The following is a 20,390-nucleotide window of genomic DNA, read 5'->3' as shown; positions in this document are numbered from 1 at the left end:
CAAAACTGATGTCGCGCATGACGCTTTTTCAATACGTGTTGTTATTCGGTGCTTACCTTATAAGTTAGTGCAGATGACAAAAATATTCGGCTTTATGGTTAGAATCTTTATTTTACAAAAATTAGGGATAACCATTGATAAACCAAAGATACTTAATAAATTTAAGAATGTTTTAACTACTCATTACTATTAAGTAACACGAACTTACTGTAAATTAGGTTTAATAAAGATCAGAATGTTTAAAATAGCGCCCAGCCAAAATAGCTGAGTGCCAATATCACATATTAACTTTAATCACTTCACCATCTTTGAATGTGAATTCCATGTAGCGTTTGAAGATGGTGATTTTTTCTACTAAGCGACGAACTAGTTGTTCATCAAAGTCTACTAAACCATATTTGTGAAATTCGACCAGCTTATTGATTTCATCAATGCTGTGTAGTTTTGTTTGCTTGTCAGTTTCACGACTCTGTACTTTTTCTTTTTGTTTCCGCAGGTCCATAATTTGTTGGGTCAGGGCATCGCAATTTTGATGTTGGTTGGCAGCCTGGATGAGCTGTATTTGCACTTCTTCCAGTTGCTTATCGAGTTGATCAAGGGTTGGACCTTTAGAGTTTTTGATGACCTTCATGATGTTAGCCTTGATCTGCTTGTCAGCTAACTTATGTCCTTCAATGAGCTGATTAAAAGCTTGTACAGTTGCTTCTTTGAGAAGGGGCTCTTTGACATTTCTAATCATGCATCGCCGTCCAGATTTACTTCGCTTTATTCGGCTAGCACAGCGCCAGACTGCTACCTTTTCTGGCCAATACCACATATTCCGTTGAAAAATGTCGCCGCATTTTCCACAAAAGACTATTTGGGAGAAACAATATTTGCCGTTAAGTCGCCGGTGCTTACCATTCTTAGTAGTGATCCCGTTTTGTCGTTGTTTGATGAGCTGCTGGACTTGCATGAATACCGGCTTGGGAATAATCGCGGGATGGTCGTTTTCTACATAGTATTGAGGCATGATACCGTTATTCTTGACGCGTTTCTTGCTCAGAAAATCAACAGTGTAAGTCTTTTGCAATAGAGCATCACCCATGTATTTCTCATTCTTTAGAATTTTTGAAACACCGCTGGATTGCCAGTTCTTTGTTTTACCACCAGTTAAAATACCATCAGCTTTGAGTGAGTCCGCGATTTGCTTCATACTCATCCCGTTTAGATAACTATAGAAGATCCGTTTGATGACTTTAGCTTCTTCCGGTTCAATTACCAGATTACCCTGAGCGTCCTTGGTATAGCCGAGAAAATGATTATGGTTGACGAAGACCTTACCTTGTTGGTAGCGGTACTGGATTCCCATTTTAACGTTTTGCGATAGGGATTCACTTTCTTGTTGGGCAAGAGAAGCCATGATGGTAATCAGCACCTCACCTTTGGCATCCATGGTGTTGATGTTCTCTTTTTCAAAGAAGATGGCTACATTGATGGCTTTTAAGTCTCGGATATACTTCAAACAATCAATGGTATTTCGAGCAAACCGGCTAATTGATTTAGTGACGATCAGGTCAATTTTACCGGCTTTGCAGGCTGCAATCATCTGATTAAATTGTTCCCGCTTCTTAGTGTTAGTCCCTGAGATTCCATCATCGGCGTAGATACCTGCAAACTCCCAGGTTGGTTCTTTTTGAATTAGTTCTTTATAGTGAGCCACCTGAGTTTCATATGAACTGGCTTGTTCATCATAATCAGTCGAAACCCGGCAGTAGGCCGCCACTCGGAGCTGTTCAAATGGTAGTCTATTTTTTTGCGGTTGAACGCTATTGCCTTTTTGCTGATGAGCGGGGATAATCCTCACTTTACCCAATTAAATCACCTTCACTCTCGATAATACTGTACAAATATTCTGCTTGTTTGATTGGATCGTTGTAACGTTGTTTGATGATGTCACGGTAAAAGTGTCCATCGATAGTGGCATTTTTGTTTAGCTTTTCAGGTAGCTTTAATCCACATTTCAAGATGAACGTTGCTTTGTTTGAACTGTTAACCACAATCTGTTGAACAAATTCTTGAAATACACCTTCATCAAACTCAGTAAGCTGTTTCCCTTGATGGCACCAACGTAATAAGGTATGAACATCCTCAAAGTCATTTGCTGAATCAGTATTTTGGCCATTAAGCTGTTTAATCTTTTCCTGACATTGGTAAGTGTCTTGCTCGAGTCTAGCGGTTTGGTTGACGTAGATCGCTTTATCTAATAAACCGGCATGCATCAATTCGGTGAGCGTTTCAGCTTTGTGGTCATTTGCTTTGATTTGCTTAGTTAAAGAAATCAGTTGACCATCGCTGTTGACATTAGCTTCTTCTTTCAGGCCTTCTAACAATGGCTGAAGTAAGAACTTCTTACTGTAAACTAGCTTATTTATCATATTGCAGAAGGCAGCTTTCAGACTGGCTTCAGACACTGCCTTAGTTGGACATTGCTGAGCAGATCTTAAATGTTGCTGGCAGGCCCAGTAGATTTTATGTGGCCGCGTTTGTCGTTTGAAAATCGTCCCACATTGACCACAGATGATTTTGCCAGAAAATAGGTAGTGCTGTTGATACTTATGGCTGCCAGTTTCGATATGGCGTTTTTTGACGGCTTCTTTAAGCAGAACTTGCACTCTGTTAAAGTTTTCATGGTTAATCAAACTAGGGTGATGATCTTCAATTAGATATTGAGCGAGTTCACCTTGGTTAAAATGACGATGATATTGATCGTCACGGTAGGTTTTCTGGCAGAGCATATCACCGGTGTAATTACTGTTTCGCAAGATATTAATTACAGTGTTACTACGCCATTGGCCACCACGTTTTGTTGATACCTGCTTTTGATTTAATTCTTTAGCAATTTGACTGGCTGATGTTCCACTTAGAAATCGTTGAAAGATTTGTCGTACAGTCTTTGCTTCAGTATGGTTGATAACTAAGTTGCCATCCTCAATTGAATATCCATAGGGTGCTGAGGATACATGGAATTTGCCACTAGCAAAACGTTTCCTGATTGCCCAGCGTAGATTTCCGGCAGTTGAGTGGGATTCATCCTGGGCAATACTGCTAAGAATCGATAGAAATAACTCACTGGCCATTGCTCCAGTATTGATATGCTCTTTCTCAAAGATAATTGGAATATTCAATTGCTGTAATTCCCGGACAATCTGCAAACAATCAGTTGTATTTCGTGACAAACGGCTAATTGATTTGGTCACCACGAGGTCAATCCGGTGATTATGACAATCAGTTAGTAATTCTTTTAAGGCGTTCCGCTTGGTCATCTTGGTGCCTGAGATTCCTTCATCATAGTAGATCTTAGCCAGCTCCCAATTAGGGTGGTTGTTAATGTACTTTTGATAATGGGCACGTTGATTTTCAAGACTTTCTAGTTGTTCAAAATTATCGGTTGAAACTCGACAGTAGGCTGCCACACGGAGTTGCTTGACATCATGTTGGTAACCTTGAATTTTGGTAATGGTTGACATGACAAACCTCCTTTCGTCAGTGTGGTATGTTAGCTCTAGAACCTTGATGTATCAACACTTCCTGGTCCTAATAAGGGCGGAAATGATTGTTTATTTAAGTCATCAATTTCCTTAAATTCAGTGGTTGAGATTAGACCCTTGTTGAGTAGAACTTGAATGATTTGTTTTGATTGTTGATAATGCAAATCATTCAATAATTGTTCTGAACTAATATTATTCTTTATTGATTGCAGTGGTTGATGAGTTACCGCTTGAACTTTCTTTATCATTTTTAATTACCTCCACTAATAAGCCAGCGGAAGTAGAAAAGTAAACCCTCAAATCAACTTGCTAATTGAAACAGATTCTTTAATATATAGTAAGAGGGCGAGGTCGCTACTCTGACCCTCAAGCGTGATCTGAGATACGTGTTTTATTTGAGAAGAAGTCTTGTTTGACTCCAACCACAGTTTAGGAAGAGCTAACCATCTTATATGGTTGGCTTTTTGTTATGGTAAAAGAAAAAAGCCTGCAGACCGGAGTCCACAGGCAAAAGTTACAATAATTGATTAACTCGTTTTTGAATTTGGGTGGGGTCATAGCCGGCTTGCTTCAAGCGGTTGATTCGTTCATTACCATTTCCCCAGGATCCTCGGATAACTTCGCGTGCAATTTGGTCAACTGACTTACGGTTCAAGAGACGGTTAACCTTTTCTTGGACCACCGCATAGTCATAACCAGCAGCGGTTAAGAGCTGTTGACGATCGGTACCATTACCCCATTGACCATTTAAGACTTCAACAGCTAGCTCATCAGGGTTCTTCCTGGTAACTGGCTGCTTTTTGTTAATGACAGCTGCGTAGTCAATGTAGGCATAATCTAGATCACAGTTGCCATTGACACCTGGAACAGAACCAGTAGAGGAATGTTGCCAGATTCCGTAATTACCATTGTAGTTACAACACGGACCATATTCAGCCACCCAGACAGCATAGCGTTGAGCGACGGAAGGTGAAATGTAATTTTGCAGTGGTGATCGCGAAATATACAGTCCGGCATAGCAACCGTTTTGTTCCAAAACACTACAAAAGCTTTTCACTAAGCTATCACAGAAGTTACGACCATTGGCAAACTGCCACTTTTCTTCTAAGTCAAAGTAGATTGGAAAATCAAAATGACGATTACCAAGGACGGTTAAACAGGCCCGGGCTTCATTGGCTGCATCAGCGGGAGAAACGGCATAGGAATACCAGTAGGCACCCACTTGTAAACCAGCTGCTTTGGCTTGGGTATAATGTTCTGCAAAGTAACGGTCTTCTTGGCTTGCTGACCGACCATAACCAGCTCGGATTAGAACGAATTTAACACCACTTGCTTTGACTGCATTGAAATCCACATGGCCTTGCCATTCAGAAACATCAATTCCAGAAATCATTGATGATCACCATCCTTATCATGTAATTGTTGGAGGACACTCTTTAACTTATCGGGCACAGGTAGACCTAAGCGACTGGTATTTTCTAGTAATGAAATGCCCTCATTAGAGATATAGAAGAAAATCGTAGCAGTACGGATCGCTGAACCATTCTTTAATAGGTAAATATCAAGGCAATGTGCAATACCGACCAATAATAGAATTAACACTTTGCGCGTAAGCCCACGAAAGCCAATTTCACTGGAGAGTTTATGTTCGTTAATGGCACAAAGCACTCCGGTGATATAGTCCACTACCATGAAAATGAGTAGAACATATAGAAAACCATCCAGTCCGCCTAAGAACCAGCCGAGGAAAGCCCCAATTGCACCAAAGCATGAATTAATTACTGTTAAACTAGTTGTCTTCATTCGGATCATCAACTCCTCTCGAATATTCAGCCTTAATTTCCAGATACTCATGGTTGTACTTAACGTCATCAATAAAGCCAATATTGTAGCCACGACCTTCAAACCAAATGTTGGTTTCTTCGTCAACATCATCACGGTATCGGATGATGAATGACAGTTGTTTTTCCAATTTCACCGTGACCGCTGTGTAGTATTCCTGACCGTGTAGGGCAGAAACTTTTGCCCACACATCGCCTAAGCGAACATCCTTGTACATCGACATTCCGGTATTAGGATTTTCGCCGACATATTTCTTTTTCATCAGCGTAATGCGGCGATCTAGTTCACCAATATCAGCAATCTTACTGACCCGTTTATTTTGCTGTTGCATTAAAATTCCTCCTTCCGGTAAGGGGACAAGATGGCCCGAAGAAACTTGATCATGGCATCAAAATCAGCCGTTTCCCGATATTCGTAAAGGTAAGCTACGGTATAGAGAATCGCGGTATGAATATCATCAGGGAGAGGATCAAATGCTGATAGAGGCTGACGAAGGACATTTTCGACGGTAGCAGTCGCCGATCCAATCAACTTTGTGATGAGGTCATCTTCAACAGTGTTATCAACTCTTAGGTAGGCTTTTGCTTCGGCCAAAGTAATAGCAGCCACATTTCATCAGTCCTTTCTACTTAGCAGCCATGGCAAGAGTTTTAATGGCTTCTGGGAGGATGACTTTGCCATCTACTCGTTGCGAGCCCAAGAAACCGACTTGACCAGTTACAGCATAAAGTTCATTAAGTCGTTTAAAGGTTCGACCTTGACGATCAGCAATCCAATAGTAATTGAAATCACCAAAGAGCACTGGTTTATTAGATGCGGCCATGGATGGCATGAACGGACTAGTATAAACTGGGCAATTGAGGATTCGATCTGGTTGGCCAGCTTGAACAGAAGTCTGCCAGATATATTGACCATTGTTATCCTTCATTTTGCGAATGGTTTTCACGGTATCATCATTCATTAAGAAAACAGCATTTTGACGGTATGGTGCTCTTAAGGAATAGAAAAGTTCGATCAAATCATCAAAAGTCAATGTATCGGCCTTAGCAGCTGTGGATCCCGCAGACGCACCATTAGTGTCGGTTAAGATACCAGTTGGTTGGCCAGTGCCGGTACCAGTTAGGAAGGCTTGTTCTTCAGCATTACCAAGTCGACGACCAAATTCATCAGATAAATAGGACATCAAGTCGAAGGCGGAGTCATTCAGTAGTTCTTCCGATACCTTGATCAGAGTCCCCAATTTGTGAGCACTGAGGGATACTTGACTAAATTGAGTATTAGATTCTGTGTAGGCTGCTTCTTCCTCGAGCCAAGCAGCTGTTCCTTCGCTCGCGACAACCGGAATCTTATGTTCACCGCTATTGGTTTGAATGACATGGCTGATGGTTCGCAGTACGTTGGCTTCTTGAAGCTTTTGAATCAGTTGATTTTCAAACTCATTTGGCACTAGGAAGCCACCATCTGGATCCGTACCTTCTTTTAGTGCATCAACGACCGCATGACCACGCATCATTTGCCAAAAGTTCTGCGCATAAGCATCCTGACCCTTTGGTAATTCTCCAGCAGTCGGGGTATTAGTAAGGGCTTTAGTTGTGGGCTGATTGAGTTCTGCTTCAATTTGGGCTTGCTTATGGAGCCGATCGATTTCCTTACCCAAGTTGACGACGTCTTGTTCCATCTTTTCGTAGGTAGCGTTGTCCTCAGCAGAAAGTACATCAGCTTCTTTTTGTTTAGTGTCCAGGAAATACTTTGCTTGCTTCCAAATACGGGCACGCTTTTCTTGTAATTCAGTAATCTTGTTCATTGATAAGTTCCTCCTAAATTAGTGTGATAACAAAGAAAGCCGCTTTTGCAGCGACTTTACAGAAATAGTAGATTTTGCTTTAGGCTTGAGTTTATTCAATAACACCAGGTCAGATTGCTTATCGGAATACGAGTAACAATCTGTGACATTCTTATTGTCACCCAGCATGGCATCAGCAAAGCCTAATTCGATAGCTTTATTGACGTTCATCCAAGTTTCGTTATCCATCATTGTTGAAATCTTTTCACGGGGCAGGTTGGTTTTCAGCTCATAGGCATTGATGATCGACTCCTTGGTTTCAGCTAGCATTTGCGCAGCGTGGTCGATATCTCTTTCTTGACCGCCGACAATAGTCAGTGGATTGTGGATCATTAGCATAGCCGCAGGAGCCATTGAAACAGTAGTTCCAGCCATCGCAATTACCGAAGCAGCAGATGCCGCAATACCTGAGATTTTGACATTGACTTCATTCGGGTAATTCATCAGCATGGTATAAATTTGACTGGCAGCGGTACAATCACCACCAGGGGAGTTCAGCCAGAGATCGATTGGATCCTGACTTTCATTAAGTTCGTCTTGGAATACCTGTGGTGAAACATCGTCATGCACCCAGCTATCAGGAGCAATTACCCCAGAGATAGCTAGTTGCCGCTGATCACCATTTTGTTTCCAGTTCCAGAAACGTTTCATTCTTTTGGTTCCTCACTTTCTTTGGTTGTTTGCGTGTTATAGAAATTACCGGCTTGGTTAAGTGGCAGCATGTTACCGTTAACCAAGTACTGATCACCACCTTCATCAGCAGGGATACGGTTGAGATCCTCTAACTCACGAATGTCATTAGCAGATAACCAGCCATTTTGTCGACCAATGGCATACCCATTCATCCGGCTTTCGTAATCACCACGTAGTAGTCCATCAACATTGAATTTAACGAAAAACTTTCGTTGATCATCAGCGGAAAGTAGCTGTTGATTCATAGCTTGTTCCCAGCGAATACACCAAGGGTTCAGGGTGTACTTTACAAATTCGAGTGATTGTTGCTCGATATTTGAGAAAGTCGAACGATCTAGGTCACCAACCATATGCGGTGGAACACGAAAAATTCTGGCAATTTCGTCGAGTTGGAATTTTCGGGTATCAAGAAATTGCGCTTGGTCAGGTGGAATGGAAAGCTGGTGAAAAGTCATTCCTTCCTCCAAGACAGCAATGCTGTGATTATTAGATCCCGAAAATTGTGACTGCCAACTTTTCCGAAGCCGTTCAGGATCTTTGACTACATTAGGATGCTCGAGAACACCACCAGGCGTGGCATCATTTTTGAAGAAAGTGGCTCCATATTGTTCGGCGGCCATGGATAATCCAATCGCATTCTTAGCCATAGCAATAGGGCTGTAGCCGATCAAACCATCAAATCCTAACCCTGCGATATGAAGGACTTCATCGGACAAGAGAATTACTTGTTTCGATTTATTCTTTGCCTGGTAATCATCGTAGTTGCGAGTATAGGTGTAGTAGATTTCACCGTTGGCAGCACGGTTAACGTCCATTCGATCAGGCATCAAAGGATAGAGCCCAGTGATCTCGCCTTGACCATTGCGAATGATTTGTGCATAGGCGTTACCCCACAGCAATAAATGGTTCATCATGGTTTCACGAAAGATAAAACTGGTCATTTCTGGATTTGGCGCATCATGAAGCAAAAAATAAAGCGGGTGGTTAATTGCCCGCTGTTTACCACCATCGCTGGTGTATTGATAAATATGAAGTGGTAGTTCAGCTAATCCTTCAGCCAAGACTCGAACACAAGCATAAACTGCAGTATTTTGCATTGCAGTACGTTCGGTCACATTTTGGCCAGCCATCGAACTGCCGAAGAAAAATGACATGGTGCTAGACAAGGTGTTTTTAGGTGAAGCTTTATTGGTATGGAATAATTTATTAAATAAACCCATGGCATCAACTCCTTTCAGTCCTACGCAATTACAACATCAATAGGCCTCGACCATCATAAACAGAATCACCATTATCCTCATTTCGGATAGCACGATCCAGTCCCATAATGGTGGCCACTACGCCATCAATTTTTTCGGTTGACTTAGCTTTGTCAGGTTTAATATTCCCAGCTGGGTCAGTGCGGATATAGATATTATCCATCATCCAACGCAAGACCGGATGACCGCCATGAGCGATCTTCTTTTCCAGAGTTAATCGCATTAGTTCTTTAGTTGGAGGCGTCATGTCCTTAAATCCCTGGCCAAATGGGACCACGGTGAATCCCATACCTTCAAGATTTTGAACCATTTCGACAGCTCCCCACCGATCGAAGGCAATTTCACGGATGTGATATTTCTTTCCCAGATCATCAATAAAGTGTTCAATGAAGCCATAGTGGACGACATTACCTTCCGTGGTTTGTAGATATCCCTGCTGCTTCCAAATATAGTAGGGGACATGATCACGGCGAACCCGCAAATCAACGTTATCCTCGGGAATCCAGAAGTAAGGTAGCAGGGTGTAACCTTCTGAATCATCTCTAGGAGGGAACACCAGTACAAAAGCCGTAATATCAGTAGTTGATGACAGGTCAAGACCACCATAGCAATCGCGGCCACGTAATTCATCGGGATCAACAGGAAAGGCACAAGCATCCCATTTGTCCATCGGCATCCATCGAACATCTTGCTTCACCCACTGATTTAACCGTAGTTGTCGGAAGGTATTCTCTTCAGCCGGATTCTCCTTAGCTGAATTATAAGCATCCTTAACCTTCTCCATCTTGACGGTAATACCCAGGGAGGGATTAGCTTTCTTCCAAACTTCAGGACTCGACCAATCTTCATCACGCCCGGCACCGTAAATAACCGGATAAAAACGGGGGTCATGTTTACGGCCCTTCATGATGTCGATTGCTTTTTGATGAACCTGGTAACAGATAGAGTGTTCATCATTACCGGCAGTCGTGATTAAAAAGTAGAGCGGCTGCGTTCGAGCATCGCCGGAACCCTTAGTCATGACGTCGTAGAGTTTACGATTGGGTTGAGTGTGTAATTCATCAAAAATTACTCCTGACACGTTGAAACCGTGCTTGGAATAAGCATCAGCAGATAGGACTTGATAGAAACTATTAGTTGGCTCGTAGATCAGCCGTTTTTGGGAAGCGAGGATCTTACAACGCTTTTTTAAGGCTGGGTTCATCCGCACCATATCAGCGGCGACGTCAAAAACAATGGCGGCCTGTTGACGGTCAGCAGCACAACCATAAACCTCTGCTCGTTCTTCACCATCGGCACAGCAGAGTAACAAAGCGATGGCGGTAGCTAGTTCTGATTTACCTTGCTTCTTTGGGATTTCTACATAGGCAGTATTGAATTGACGATAGCCATCTGGTTTTAGGATTCCAAAGACATCACGAATAATTTTTTCTTGCCAGTCGATGAGGTCAAAAGGTTTACCGGCCCAGGTTCCCTTGGTATGGCATAGGCATTCGATAAATGAAACTGCAAAATCGGCAGCGTCTTTGTTGTAGGCCGAATTCTTAGCCATGAACTGAGTGGGTTTATAATCTTTTAGTTTTCGCAAGAGGGCATCACATCCTTTCAGTTGTACTAAAAAAGCACTGAGAATTAACTCAATGCTTGGCTGATGATTAATTAAACTTGCCAGTTAATATCAAATTTACGTACCCGGCACGGTCAGTGGTCAAATAGTCGATTAGATCGTAACAATTATAGTAGTAAGCCAGACGCTTTACGTTTTCGACATCAAACATATTTACTTCACCGGTATTGCGAATTTGTAAAACCTGTTGGCGAATACGATCACGTTTGGCTAATTCTTCTTTGATTCTGTTCATGACTAAGTCTCCTGGTTCTTAAAAGCAGCCGATCCGGTTAAATTTTTGAGTAGCACTTTCCGTTGTGCCTTGTATTGGGGACCAATAAAACCTAAACGCAGTAGAAAGCAGCGGAAAGCATATTTTTCATTACTTTCATCACGGCGCGTTGACATAATTCGCTGGTGACTCTTTGCGTATCGCACTAACTTATCGATCAATTGTTGATAAGCTGGAGCATCATCGGTGTTAACTTCGGTGAACCAATCAAAGGTTACTTGTTGCTCATCAATTGTGAGAGGCAACGAGTTCAGTTGGCAAGCGTCTTTGATTAATTGTCCTTTTGCCCAGATTAAATGGCGTAGGTTATCTAGATCTTGGTCAGTAAACTCATTGCGGCGATATGTTATGTTCAACTTGACTGTCTCGCTGGGTGTGAATCCCTGTTGCTTAAGATGTGTTACTAATCCAGCAGGAATTTCATCCGAGGATGTTAGGATTCCATCTTTGTTAACAGTGTACTTGCCAATTTGATAAGCGTAGGTAGGTGTGTACTGATATTCGGCCTTTTGATGAGTATAGACAGCCAGCTTTGTCACCAGTTCTTTTCGCTGTCGACCGTGTACATTAAATTTGATTTCCATCTTCTGTACCTCCTTATTGGGTTATCGTATACATCACTCTGGAAGGTACAGATAGCAAGGACTTTCGACGCATTAAGCCGGCTTTTTTAGATTACTATAAGGAATTGTATGCCCATCTCTTTCCACACTGACTTCTTGATCTGAATCGACTTGTTTGATGTAGCGGTTGACGATGACATCGCAGTATTTTGGATCAAGTTCCATCATGTAACAAATTCGATTAGTCTGTTCACAAGCAATGAGAGTGGATCCAGAACCGCCGAAGGGATCAAGAACTGTACAGTTAGACATTGTCGAATTCATGATTGGATAGGCAAGTAAGGGGATAGGTTTCATTGTTGGGTGTTCCTTACTTTGCTTAGGACGGTCAAATTCCCAGATAGTAGATTCCTTTCGCCCGGTGTACCATTCGTGTTTACCATCTTTCTTCCAGCCATATAGAACTGGTTCATGCTGCCACTGGTATGGTGAACGACCAAGCACTAATGATTGTTTTTTCCAGATACAGCAACCAGATAAATAAAAGCCAGCATCTTGGAAAGCACGGCGGAAGTTAAGGCCTTCCGTGTCGGCATGGAAAACATAGATGCTGGCGTCATTAGCCATTGCTTGATTCGTATTTTGAAAAGCAGCGAGTAGAAACTGGTAGAACTTGTCGTCGGTTTGATGATCATTCTTGATCTTGCCAGCCTTGCTGGAGTAATCAACATTGTATGGTGGATCGGTTAACACGAGGTTGACCTTATGATCACCTAGCAATTTCTGGTAACTTTCTGTTTTAGTAGCGTCACCACATAATAAAGTGTGTTTACCTAAGTGCCATAAATCACCTGACTTTGAAAAGGTTGGTTTATCCAATTCGCTATCAACGTCAAAATTATCATCATGGGTGTCATCTTCGGTACCGAGAAGATCAGAGATCTCATTCTCGTCAAAACCAGTTAATGAAACATCCAAATCGCTGGCCTGTAAGTCGGTCATGAGCAGAGCCAACTTATCCTTATCCCAATCACCGCTGATTTTGTTAAGTGCAATATTCAGTGCTTTTTCTTTCTCTTCGTTTAAGTTGACGACTACACATTCGGCTTCTTCGATCCCTTCATCCAGGAGAATTTTTAATCGCTGGTGTCCTCCAACCACGCGACCAGTTTGTTGGTTCCAGATAATCGGGTCAACGTAGCCAAATTCTTTCATTGATCGTTTTAACTTTTCGTAGTCGGGATCACCCGGCTGCAAATCTTTACGTGGATTATAGTCAGCGGGGATGAGGTCTGCTATTTTCTTTTTAACAATTTTCATCAGTTCATTCCTTTCCGTGAACGGAGCAAGCGTTCCATCACATCATCTTGTGGGGTAGATCCTTGATAAGTAGTAGCGTTGTTTTCTTTAACAACCTGAAAAATTTGAAACCATAATTGGCTAGATTGCTTCATATAGTCGCGACTCATTGATACGTAAGGGGAAGCAATCGCATTCCCGGTCGTCGGGTGGCGGGCAAGAAAGCCAAATTTTGAGATACACTCTTCACACTGAATCCAGCGACTAACACTTACTGCATATTGTTCGATCAGTTGTGTGTTGACTAATCTTTCGCACCCCCGTTCAACGAGCCATTTCCAGGTTTCCTTAAAAATATCAGCAGCGTCAAACTCTAATCCATTTTTCTGCTTGGCTTTTAGGTACTCTTTAACTGGCGGCATCACATGACCTTCCAAATTAGTTGGAGTTGGTAGGTCAATTACTTGGGCGTCTTGTCCAGCTTGAATTTTATCGTGAAGTGATTTAGGTTTGCGTCCAGCACCAATTCGGGATCCACCACGGTTTGTACCATCTTTAGCCAAATCTCTCCCTCCTTCCGGCAGGGGTTAATACCCTGTTTGATTTCGCTTTTTTGCACACGAAGGCCCAGGCCCGCTCCCGCGCGAAAAATTTTTAAGGATTCGATGGCCCCCTCCGTGACTTTAGTAATGATATTGATGTGGTGTTTTGTGCCAACGATCATCCATCTGGGCAGTGATGCGGGAGTGGCATGGCTTGCATAATGCCATTAGGTTCTTGAACTCGTTGGTGCCACTGTGTTCTAAGGGCAGAACGTGATGGACCTCAGTGGCTGGGGTATATCTTCCTTGGCTTAGGCACATCTCACAGAATGGATGGTGGAGTAGGTACCTTTGTCTGATCTTTGGCCAGCCACGATGGTAGCGTGGACGACTGCGCTTTGGTCGTTGGTAACGATTGTAGTGAGAACTGACTTGCTTGGCGTGCACGTCACAATAAGTGTTGTGGGTTAGTCGCGGGCAGCCAGGGTAACGACAGGGTTTCTTGGGTGAGTAAGGCATGACACTCCTCCTTTCTGAGGGTATAAGAAAAGCCCAGCAGTTTTGCACCGCTAGGCTTCAGTGTTATAAAGCAAATGCCTTATCTTAATTTTCTACACTATCATCGTAACATGGATAAGCTGATTGTTTGTTCTGCGTTTTACCTTTCTAATGGTGGGATCCATAAAGCAAAAGGGTAAGGTGGTCGAGTGCCTTGTTCTTTCTATTGTAGGCAGTGGTCTTAGCAATGAAGTATTTGTCCATCAACAAGGTCAGTCCTTCGTTCATTGATTGATTTGGAGTGCGGTAACAAACATCCAATATGAAGCGTTCATCTCGTGAAAGCTCTTGCCAGGCTGGTTCAAACCATTTGAAGTAAAGTTGGGCTTGCTGGTACCGCTCGTTCAACTTAGTGGTTTGATCGATGCCATGAAGCAGACGATGTTCAGTGGGATTATCTTTGTTGGTGCCGCTGGGTGCAAAACCATACTGTGGTGAATTGATGCCGATCGTCTGTTCCTTAGCCAGCTTCAAATCATCCTGATAAGAATCAATGATAAGCTTCATACCATCGTAGTCTTTTAATGCAGCAATAGTGGCCCGGCGCTTGTCTAAGTAATTCCACATGATACTCATACACAAACACTTCCTTTCAAGTTGGCTTTCACTGCATTAATCAGTGCCAGCTGAGTTTTATCCTTGTGCTTCAAGGCGGCCAGGATGTTTTCATCAATCGTACCTTCAGTGATGATATGGTAAATAACCACGGGCTGACGCTGACCCTGCCGCCAGAGCCGAGCGTTGGTTTGCTGGTAAAGTTCCAGGCTCCAAGTCAGTCCATACCAGATTAAGGTAGCACCACCAGCCTGCAGGTTAAGACCATGACCAGCAGAAGCGGGGTGGATCAAAGCTAAAGGAATCTTACCGGCATTCCAGTCCTGAATGTCACGGGGTGTTTTGATCTCACGAACCTTGAAACGACTTTTAATCTGGATTAGATCATGTTTGAACCAGTAAGCTACCAAGACAGGTTTAACATTAGCAGCTTCAACCAAATCTTCAAGGGCATCAAGTTTTCGCTGGTGAATTTGAACAATCTGCTGCTGGTCGTCGTAGACACAACCATTTGCCATCTGGCAAAGTTTATTCGATAGACTGGCTGCGTTGAGGGCATCGATTTGTTTACCCTGGGTTGAAACTACTAGCTGGGCATTAAGCTCATCATAGATTGCCTGCTCACTATTACTCATTTTTACCGGAACGGTGTTCATAGTTAATGGTGGCAGATTCAAGTAGTCCTTAGACTTCATAGAAATGGTGATGTCATCAATGGCACGGTAGATACTTTGCTCAGCGCCAGGCTTGGGTTTGTAGGTAAACACTTGATACATGTTTCGCTTGTCGGGGTCAAAGTAGTTCATCCGGTAAGATGAGATAAAGCGGCCAAGTCGTTGGCCCATGTCCAGCACGCGGAATTCCGCCCACAGATCCATCAAGCCATTAGACGACGGTGTACCTGTTAAGCCAACCACGCGTTTAATCAGAGGTCGTACTCGTTTGAGAGCTTTGAAGCGTTGTGAGCGGTAAGACTTAAAACTAGAGAGTTCATCGATCACCAACATGTCGTAGTCAAAGGAATTACCAGAGGATTCAATTAGCCATTTCAAGTTTTCCCGATTGATGATATAAATGTCGACATCTTGTTGTAATGCTTTAATGCGTTGTAGCCTAGAACCAGTGACGACCGAGTAGGTGAGGCCTTTTAAGTGGTCCCATTTTTTAATTTCTTCTGGCCAAGTTTGTTTTGCCACGCGCAGTGGTGCGACAACTAATACTCGTTGAACTTTACCTTGCTGAATAAGCTGCTTAATAGCAGTTAGGGTAATGACACTCTTACCAAGTCCCATATCAAGCAAGATGGCTGCTACGGGATGGTCCAAAATAAACCGAGTTGCATATTGTTGATATTCATGCGGTTTGTATTGCATCAAGCATTCCTCCAATCTGATCAAGCTGATCGCAAACAAAGACTTGGAAACCAAGTTGTTTTAACTGGTTGAGTCTTTGCACTTGCAACGGGCGGGGATGTTTACCAGGAGCCTTCATCTCCACAAAGCCCATGTGACCATCAGGCAGGAGGACCAATCGATCAGGTACTCCGGCCATAGATGGCGAGATGAACTTTAGGCAAAGACCTCCGCGTTGGTGAGTAGCTTTGACAAAAGCAGTTTCGATTTGTTTTTCTAACATTTGTAAAATCCTTCCTAAACGTTGATATATAGGTGATTCGTCAGGGTTAATGACGGTCGTGACAGTTGTTTTACTACTCTTCTCTATACTCTTTTTTTTCTATTTTTATTCCTATATACAAGTAATGTAAAAGAGTGTCACGACTGTCATTAGGGTTGGTAAACACTGATGTATCAAGCTTTTAGAGTTTTAAAGTGTGACAGTCGATGACAGTCAACTGAGGAATTCATCAGCCTCAACTTTTAATCGCAGTCCCTTGATGAAACGACCGTTTTGTTTGTGTTGACGTTGAAAGCCAGCATTTTTGAGGGCCGTGTAAAAGTCAGTTGTGCTGCGGATATATTCACCGATGCCTTGGCAATATTCGCGATACTTTTGGTAGAGATCACCCGACTTTTGTTCATAGCTGGGATCAAGTTCACAATTCTCATTGAGAAAATGTCCTAGCCAATCGTTATCAGCGTGGTAAGCTCGTATCGCTTTGGTTACGGCAACGGGGGTGGTTAATTGGTAATTTTGCTGAATGGTTCGCTGTGCGCCTTCAATGATCCACTGCAAGACTGCCGGCCCAGCTTTTTCGGTTAGGTACTGAGCGTAGTTTTTAATATCATTGCGTTTAGCAATTTTGGCATTAAAAGGAATCACAATTAACCGCCGCCAGATTCCTTCATCGTTGCCACCTACGTGGGGCAGGTAATTGGTGTATAACACGATGGTGTGGCTGGGCGTAAAAGAGAAAGGTTTCATGTATTTCTTTTCGGCATAGATTTCATCAGTTGAACAGAGTTGCTTGACGATGGAAGTGTTCAGTCGCTTACCTTCTTCTAGTTCAGCGGAGATGATTAGCCGCTTGCCTTTGACTTCGGCCATCTCTGGTTTGACGTTTCGCCGGACACCAGTGGTCAAGGCATCAGCTGAGAGGTGACCGGTATAAGTGCCGAGTACATTAGCGATGGTGTTCCAGAAGGTTGACTTACCATTCCTCCCGCTGCCGTAAGCAATAATCAGAGCTTCCAGGTACACCTGACCGATCGCTACCAGTCCCACAATTTCTTGGACGTAATTAATCAACGCTTGGTCACCACAGAAGAAAGTAGTGAGTGCTTCTTGCCAGAGTGAAGCTCCTTGATTACCAGGAACACAGGATGTGGATTTGGTGATTAATTCATCAGCTTGAATTTCCTGTTGACCGTGCATCCCTTTCTTTAAATTGAAAGGTCCGTTGGGCGTGTTCAACAAAAACGGATCAGCATCAAAATCATTAATCTCTTTGACGAGCTTTGGTCGAGAATTAGTTAAGATCCCGTTAATACCACGGGTGCTGCGTTCCTTGAGAATGAAGGCTTCGTAAGCTTTAGCATTTTCGTAATTCTTTAACGCTGCCTGTTGTTCATCGTTAAAAGTCCGACTAGCTTTAGTTTTACCCATAGTTTGAAGCGCCTTGGCGACCCCATTGTTCTGAATTGCTTGGTAACTTTGAGTGACTCGAAGTTGGGCATCGGCTAATTGTTTATCGGTAAAGCGCTGGACTTCACCGAGAGCTAAAGGTTCCGATTCCTGCCAAACCTTCCCATCGAACCACAAAAAACCTGATTGGTTGGTATAGCAAACCCGCTCTTTGCAGTTGTTGACAAAGACATAAGATTCACCAGTATCCGAGTAATCATCCGGTTGTAGATCGTCATTGGGCTGATTGTATTCTTCAGGCGGAATATAACCTTTTTGACTAGCCATGCGCTGACCAAATTTGGTGGCACTGTGCCAGATGTTTTTTAACTCCTGCTTGCTTAGTGGCGGATTGCACTTAGCGGCTTCCTCCTGAAATGCCTGACGGGCTTCATCAGTATTGCCAAGACGCATAATGATGCGACCGGCAAAATGTGAGAGGGTTGCATTACGTTGACCTTCATGGATTGCTCCCACGTTTTGCTGAGCAAAGTAACGTTGCACCATCATAAATTTATCCACGGTTTGTGATCCTTCATGCCAGATGGCTTTAGTACTAGACACACCAAAGACAAAACGGGCCGCATCAAGCGCATTATCATCAAAATAGGGAAAGTATTCTTGAATTTCGTGTTTTAGTTCAGCATAGGTTTTAGCATCCGTAATCTCAGTAATCGGAAAGTAGACGTGAAACTTAGGCCGGGGTGCTTTATGGTGCTTGACCTTCATATTGTTTCGCGAGAAAGTAATGGCGTAGGAAACATCATCGAAATAGTTAGCAATGTTTGCAGGTTTGATCCAAGTAGTCGGATCGTCAGAATGATCGTTATCGCAGTCCATGATCAGGCAGTCAGCTTTGATGAAGTTGGCAATAGCGCGTTGGTTATTTTTAAATTGACCGCAGACATGGTCATAATGGGCAGCCTGTTCTAATTCCTGTGCGTTAGTGATAGTTTGTTGATGAGGATAGATCGTGTTGCTAGCCTGACCGGAATTAACCGCCGTCGATAAAGTAAAATGCATCTTTAGTTGGCCTCCATTTCGTTATTAAAGTAGCGGATATTTTTATTTTTACGTTTGGCTAAGCGGATGAAGTAGCGCATATCATGTGTTGGCTTACCAAATGACCAGGCTTCGGCGCATTTAGTCAGTAGCACAATGTTAATAAAAGTGGCTACTTGAAATTCCTGTGAATGGTGCAGGTTAATAAATTGAGGTAGGTAAAGCTGTGGACAAATGGGAATGCCGCCATGTTGATATACAAAACGGCAGTAAGAGCGTACTGCTTTGAGACTTGTCGAATTGCCTTTCACCACTTCGGTAAAGGGAGCGACCACAAAGATCATTGGTCGGTATTGCGGGTTCAGTTTGTCCTGACGCAGCTTGGCAATTGCCTTGGTTGCTTCTGACATAGACTCAGATCCTTTCATTAAATTAGGGACTAAAAAAGTCCTCACTGATAAGCCAGATGAGGACTGAAAGTAAACCATGAAGATTAATCTTTTTTGTAAAAATTACCGACAAAACCAGCAGCGTTCAAAATTAGACCATTTGCCCAATCAGGCACTTCAGTCATAATCTTGACCATGGTAGCGAGTGAACGCCCAGTTGGGGCTTCAATTACGGCTTCGTCATGAATATGCATTACGGCCGGGTTGCCGGCTGCTTCTAAACGGCGCATGGCTTCAGCTAAGAGATCACGACTAGTGGCCTGGACGATGTTTTCGACTAACTTAGCACCATAGGTTTCAATTCGTGACCATTTCTTGACGGTGTTAATGCCCATGAAAGTAATGGACTCACTACCAAAGCGGTTAATGCCGATCTTAGGTTGGGGATAACAAAGAGATCGACCAGAACGTAATTTTAGAAACATACAACCACTGCGGTAGGCGAATTTCATACCGTGAGATTCTTGAGGAAGGTGGGTTTTAATACAAGCTTTAGCCGCTTTATCAACGTCCCACCAAAACTGCACAATGTGAGGACTAGCATTACGCCACATTTGAACCAGTGGCGGTAATTCATCATCGGTTAGGCCAAGATTAGTGGCACCCATGGCTTTGAGCGCACCAATAGAACCGCCATAGCCCAGTGCAAGTTCGGCAATTTTGCCTTTTTGCCGGAGTTCGCCGTTGACTCCATGTTTAACAACGGGGACACCAAACATCTGGCTTGCGGATGCACAATAGATATCTTCATTCTTAGCAAAGGATTCTTGTCGCCATTTTTCATTAGATAGCCAAGCAATTACCCGTGCTTCAACCGCTGAGAAGTCAGCCACGTAGAAATGATGATTTTTGCTAGGTATAAAAGCAGTGCGAATCAATTGTGATAAGACGTCTGGCACTGAATCATAAAGCATTGCAAGTGCTGGTACGTTGCCTTGCTTAACTAATTCGCGAGCTTCTTCGAGGTCTGGCATTGAATTACGGGGAAGATTTTGTACTTGTACAAGGCGACCAGCCCACCGACCCGTCCGGTTAGCACCATAAAATTGTAAAAGACCATGGACACGACCATCTTGGCACATAGCTTTCTGCATAGCCTGATACTTTTTGACACTTAATTTAGATAACAACTGGCGGAGAGCTAATACTTGATGGACCGTGCCGGTAGTGGTTTGTAATAGCTGTGCCACTGATACTTTGGATAGTGAATCAGTTTTCTGAAACTTGAAAGCACGAAAACTAGCCGGAGCTGCGTCAGCTTCGGCTTTTCTCA

At 43.1% G+C, this 20,390-nt stretch carries 22 protein-coding genes; all 22 read right to left on the bottom strand.

The window, feature by feature from the left end:
• Positions 1-277 precede the first annotated feature (277 nt).
• A complete protein-coding gene (locus tag FD32_RS05350) occupies positions 278-1,855 on the bottom strand; it encodes a recombinase family protein (protein WP_047767196.1) in 1,578 nt (525 codons plus the stop codon).
• Positions 1,848-3,509 carry a recombinase family protein gene (locus FD32_RS05345; RefSeq protein WP_047767198.1) on the bottom strand — a complete coding sequence of 554 codons (1,662 nt, stop codon included), beginning with the start codon at positions 3,507-3,509 and terminating at the stop codon, positions 1,848-1,850. Before FD32_RS05345 ends, FD32_RS05350 begins: the two co-directional genes overlap by 8 nt.
• A gap of 35 nt (positions 3,510-3,544) precedes the next feature.
• Positions 3,545-3,778 (bottom strand): SHOCT domain-containing protein, encoded by a 234-nt coding sequence (locus tag FD32_RS05340; RefSeq protein WP_047767200.1) that lies wholly within the window; start codon positions 3,776-3,778, stop codon positions 3,545-3,547.
• Between the two features lie 266 nt (positions 3,779-4,044).
• Positions 4,045-4,923 (bottom strand): GH25 family lysozyme, encoded by an 879-nt coding sequence (locus tag FD32_RS05335; protein WP_047767202.1) that lies wholly within the window; start codon positions 4,921-4,923, stop codon positions 4,045-4,047.
• Positions 4,920-5,333 carry a phage holin family protein gene (locus FD32_RS05330; RefSeq protein WP_003671994.1) on the bottom strand — a complete coding sequence of 138 codons (414 nt, stop codon included), beginning with the start codon at positions 5,331-5,333 and terminating at the stop codon, positions 4,920-4,922. Before FD32_RS05330 ends, FD32_RS05335 begins: the two co-directional genes overlap by 4 nt.
• The gene (locus tag FD32_RS05325) at positions 5,320-5,703 is read right to left on the bottom strand and encodes a phage head closure protein (RefSeq protein WP_003671993.1); all 384 of its coding nucleotides are present in this window, start codon (positions 5,701-5,703) and stop codon (positions 5,320-5,322) included. The genes FD32_RS05330 and FD32_RS05325 overlap by 14 nt, the downstream gene beginning before the upstream one ends.
• On the bottom strand, positions 5,703-5,981 hold the full coding sequence (locus tag FD32_RS05320) for a head-tail connector protein (RefSeq protein WP_003671991.1): 279 nt from the start codon (positions 5,979-5,981) through the stop codon (positions 5,703-5,705). The genes FD32_RS05325 and FD32_RS05320 overlap by 1 nt, the downstream gene beginning before the upstream one ends.
• A 16-nt stretch (positions 5,982-5,997) precedes the next feature.
• Complete coding sequence (locus FD32_RS05315; protein ID WP_047767207.1) at positions 5,998-7,176, bottom strand: phage major capsid protein; 1,179 nt, start codon at positions 7,174-7,176, stop codon at positions 5,998-6,000.
• An 18-nt stretch (positions 7,177-7,194) separates the two neighbouring features.
• Positions 7,195-7,866, bottom strand: a complete 672-nt coding sequence (locus FD32_RS05310) for a head maturation protease, ClpP-related (protein WP_047767209.1) — start codon at positions 7,864-7,866, stop codon at positions 7,195-7,197.
• Positions 7,863-9,128, bottom strand: coding sequence for a phage portal protein (locus FD32_RS05305; RefSeq protein ID WP_021349838.1), 1,266 nt, complete (start codon positions 9,126-9,128; stop codon positions 7,863-7,865). The genes FD32_RS05310 and FD32_RS05305 overlap by 4 nt, the downstream gene beginning before the upstream one ends.
• A gap of 28 nt (positions 9,129-9,156) precedes the next feature.
• Positions 9,157-10,755 carry a terminase TerL endonuclease subunit gene (locus FD32_RS05300; RefSeq protein ID WP_053002993.1) on the bottom strand — a complete coding sequence of 533 codons (1,599 nt, stop codon included), beginning with the start codon at positions 10,753-10,755 and terminating at the stop codon, positions 9,157-9,159.
• 67 nt (positions 10,756-10,822) lie between these two features.
• Complete coding sequence (locus FD32_RS05295; protein ID WP_047767211.1) at positions 10,823-11,029, bottom strand: DUF5049 domain-containing protein; 207 nt, start codon at positions 11,027-11,029, stop codon at positions 10,823-10,825.
• Positions 11,030-11,031: 2 nt separating this feature from the next.
• On the bottom strand, positions 11,032-11,652 hold the full coding sequence (locus FD32_RS05290; RefSeq protein WP_047767212.1) for a hypothetical protein: 621 nt from the start codon (positions 11,650-11,652) through the stop codon (positions 11,032-11,034).
• Between the two features lie 72 nt (positions 11,653-11,724).
• Positions 11,725-12,951 carry a site-specific DNA-methyltransferase gene (locus FD32_RS05285; protein ID WP_047767214.1) on the bottom strand — a complete coding sequence of 409 codons (1,227 nt, stop codon included), beginning with the start codon at positions 12,949-12,951 and terminating at the stop codon, positions 11,725-11,727.
• A complete protein-coding gene (locus tag FD32_RS05280) occupies positions 12,951-13,493 on the bottom strand; it encodes a P27 family phage terminase small subunit (RefSeq protein ID WP_047767216.1) in 543 nt (180 codons plus the stop codon). Before FD32_RS05280 ends, FD32_RS05285 begins: the two co-directional genes overlap by 1 nt.
• A 120-nt stretch (positions 13,494-13,613) precedes the next feature.
• A complete protein-coding gene (locus FD32_RS09815) occupies positions 13,614-13,991 on the bottom strand; it encodes an HNH endonuclease (RefSeq protein ID WP_047767218.1) in 378 nt (125 codons plus the stop codon).
• 147 nt (positions 13,992-14,138) lie between these two features.
• Positions 14,139-14,606, bottom strand: coding sequence for a hypothetical protein (locus FD32_RS05275; RefSeq protein WP_047767220.1), 468 nt, complete (start codon positions 14,604-14,606; stop codon positions 14,139-14,141).
• Complete coding sequence (locus FD32_RS05270; RefSeq protein WP_047767222.1) at positions 14,603-15,958, bottom strand: DEAD/DEAH box helicase; 1,356 nt, start codon at positions 15,956-15,958, stop codon at positions 14,603-14,605. Before FD32_RS05270 ends, FD32_RS05275 begins: the two co-directional genes overlap by 4 nt.
• The gene (locus FD32_RS05265; protein WP_007124183.1) at positions 15,939-16,220 is read right to left on the bottom strand and encodes a VRR-NUC domain-containing protein; all 282 of its coding nucleotides are present in this window, start codon (positions 16,218-16,220) and stop codon (positions 15,939-15,941) included. The genes FD32_RS05270 and FD32_RS05265 overlap by 20 nt, the downstream gene beginning before the upstream one ends.
• Before the next feature lie 213 nt (positions 16,221-16,433).
• The gene (locus tag FD32_RS05260; protein WP_047767225.1) at positions 16,434-18,689 is read right to left on the bottom strand and encodes a phage/plasmid primase, P4 family; all 2,256 of its coding nucleotides are present in this window, start codon (positions 18,687-18,689) and stop codon (positions 16,434-16,436) included.
• A gap of 2 nt (positions 18,690-18,691) precedes the next feature.
• Complete coding sequence (locus FD32_RS05255) at positions 18,692-19,078, bottom strand: DUF7768 domain-containing protein (RefSeq protein ID WP_235803773.1); 387 nt, start codon at positions 19,076-19,078, stop codon at positions 18,692-18,694.
• Positions 19,079-19,161: 83 nt separating this feature from the next.
• Positions 19,162-20,390, bottom strand: a 1,229-nt coding sequence (locus FD32_RS05250; protein WP_235803772.1) for a DNA polymerase, incomplete at its 5' end; no start/stop codon positions are given.

The sequence above is a fragment of the Limosilactobacillus panis DSM 6035 genome, from assembly GCF_001435935.1.
GTDB classification, from domain to species: domain Bacteria; phylum Bacillota; class Bacilli; order Lactobacillales; family Lactobacillaceae; genus Limosilactobacillus; species Limosilactobacillus panis.
Note: the sequence above shows the minus strand (reverse complement) of the source record. Positions and strands in the feature narration are given on the sequence as shown.

Bases quoted from the DNA above. Each gene is read 5' to 3' on its own strand.
- FD32_RS05315 (WP_047767207.1), bottom strand. From the start codon at position 7,176: ATGAACAAGATTACTGAATTACAAGAAAAGCGTGCCCGTATTTGGAAG.
- FD32_RS05335 (WP_047767202.1), bottom strand. From the start codon at position 4,923: ATGATTTCTGGAATTGATGTTTCTGAATGGCAAGGCCATGTGGATTTC.
- FD32_RS09815 (WP_047767218.1), bottom strand. From the start codon at position 13,991: ATGCCTTACTCACCCAAGAAACCCTGTCGTTACCCTGGCTGCCCGCGA.
- FD32_RS05270 (WP_047767222.1), bottom strand. From the start codon at position 15,958: ATGCAATACAAACCGCATGAATATCAACAATATGCAACTCGGTTTATT.
- FD32_RS05305 (WP_021349838.1), bottom strand. From the start codon at position 9,128: ATGGGTTTATTTAATAAATTATTCCATACCAATAAAGCTTCACCTAAA.
- FD32_RS05275 (WP_047767220.1), bottom strand. From the start codon at position 14,606: ATGAGTATCATGTGGAATTACTTAGACAAGCGCCGGGCCACTATTGCT.
- FD32_RS05295 (WP_047767211.1), bottom strand. From the start codon at position 11,029: ATGAACAGAATCAAAGAAGAATTAGCCAAACGTGATCGTATTCGCCAA.
- FD32_RS05345 (WP_047767198.1), bottom strand. From the start codon at position 3,509: ATGTCAACCATTACCAAAATTCAAGGTTACCAACATGATGTCAAGCAA.
- FD32_RS05340 (WP_047767200.1), bottom strand. From the start codon at position 3,778: ATGATAAAGAAAGTTCAAGCGGTAACTCATCAACCACTGCAATCAATA.
- FD32_RS05325 (WP_003671993.1), bottom strand. From the start codon at position 5,703: ATGCAACAGCAAAATAAACGGGTCAGTAAGATTGCTGATATTGGTGAA.
- FD32_RS05260 (WP_047767225.1), bottom strand. From the start codon at position 18,689: ATGCATTTTACTTTATCGACGGCGGTTAATTCCGGTCAGGCTAGCAAC.
- FD32_RS05290 (WP_047767212.1), bottom strand. From the start codon at position 11,652: ATGGAAATCAAATTTAATGTACACGGTCGACAGCGAAAAGAACTGGTG.
- FD32_RS05330 (WP_003671994.1), bottom strand. From the start codon at position 5,333: ATGAAGACAACTAGTTTAACAGTAATTAATTCATGCTTTGGTGCAATT.
- FD32_RS05285 (WP_047767214.1), bottom strand. From the start codon at position 12,951: ATGAAAATTGTTAAAAAGAAAATAGCAGACCTCATCCCCGCTGACTAT.
- FD32_RS05255 (WP_235803773.1), bottom strand. From the start codon at position 19,078: ATGTCAGAAGCAACCAAGGCAATTGCCAAGCTGCGTCAGGACAAACTG.
- FD32_RS05265 (WP_007124183.1), bottom strand. From the start codon at position 16,220: ATGTTAGAAAAACAAATCGAAACTGCTTTTGTCAAAGCTACTCACCAA.
- FD32_RS05310 (WP_047767209.1), bottom strand. From the start codon at position 7,866: ATGAAACGTTTCTGGAACTGGAAACAAAATGGTGATCAGCGGCAACTA.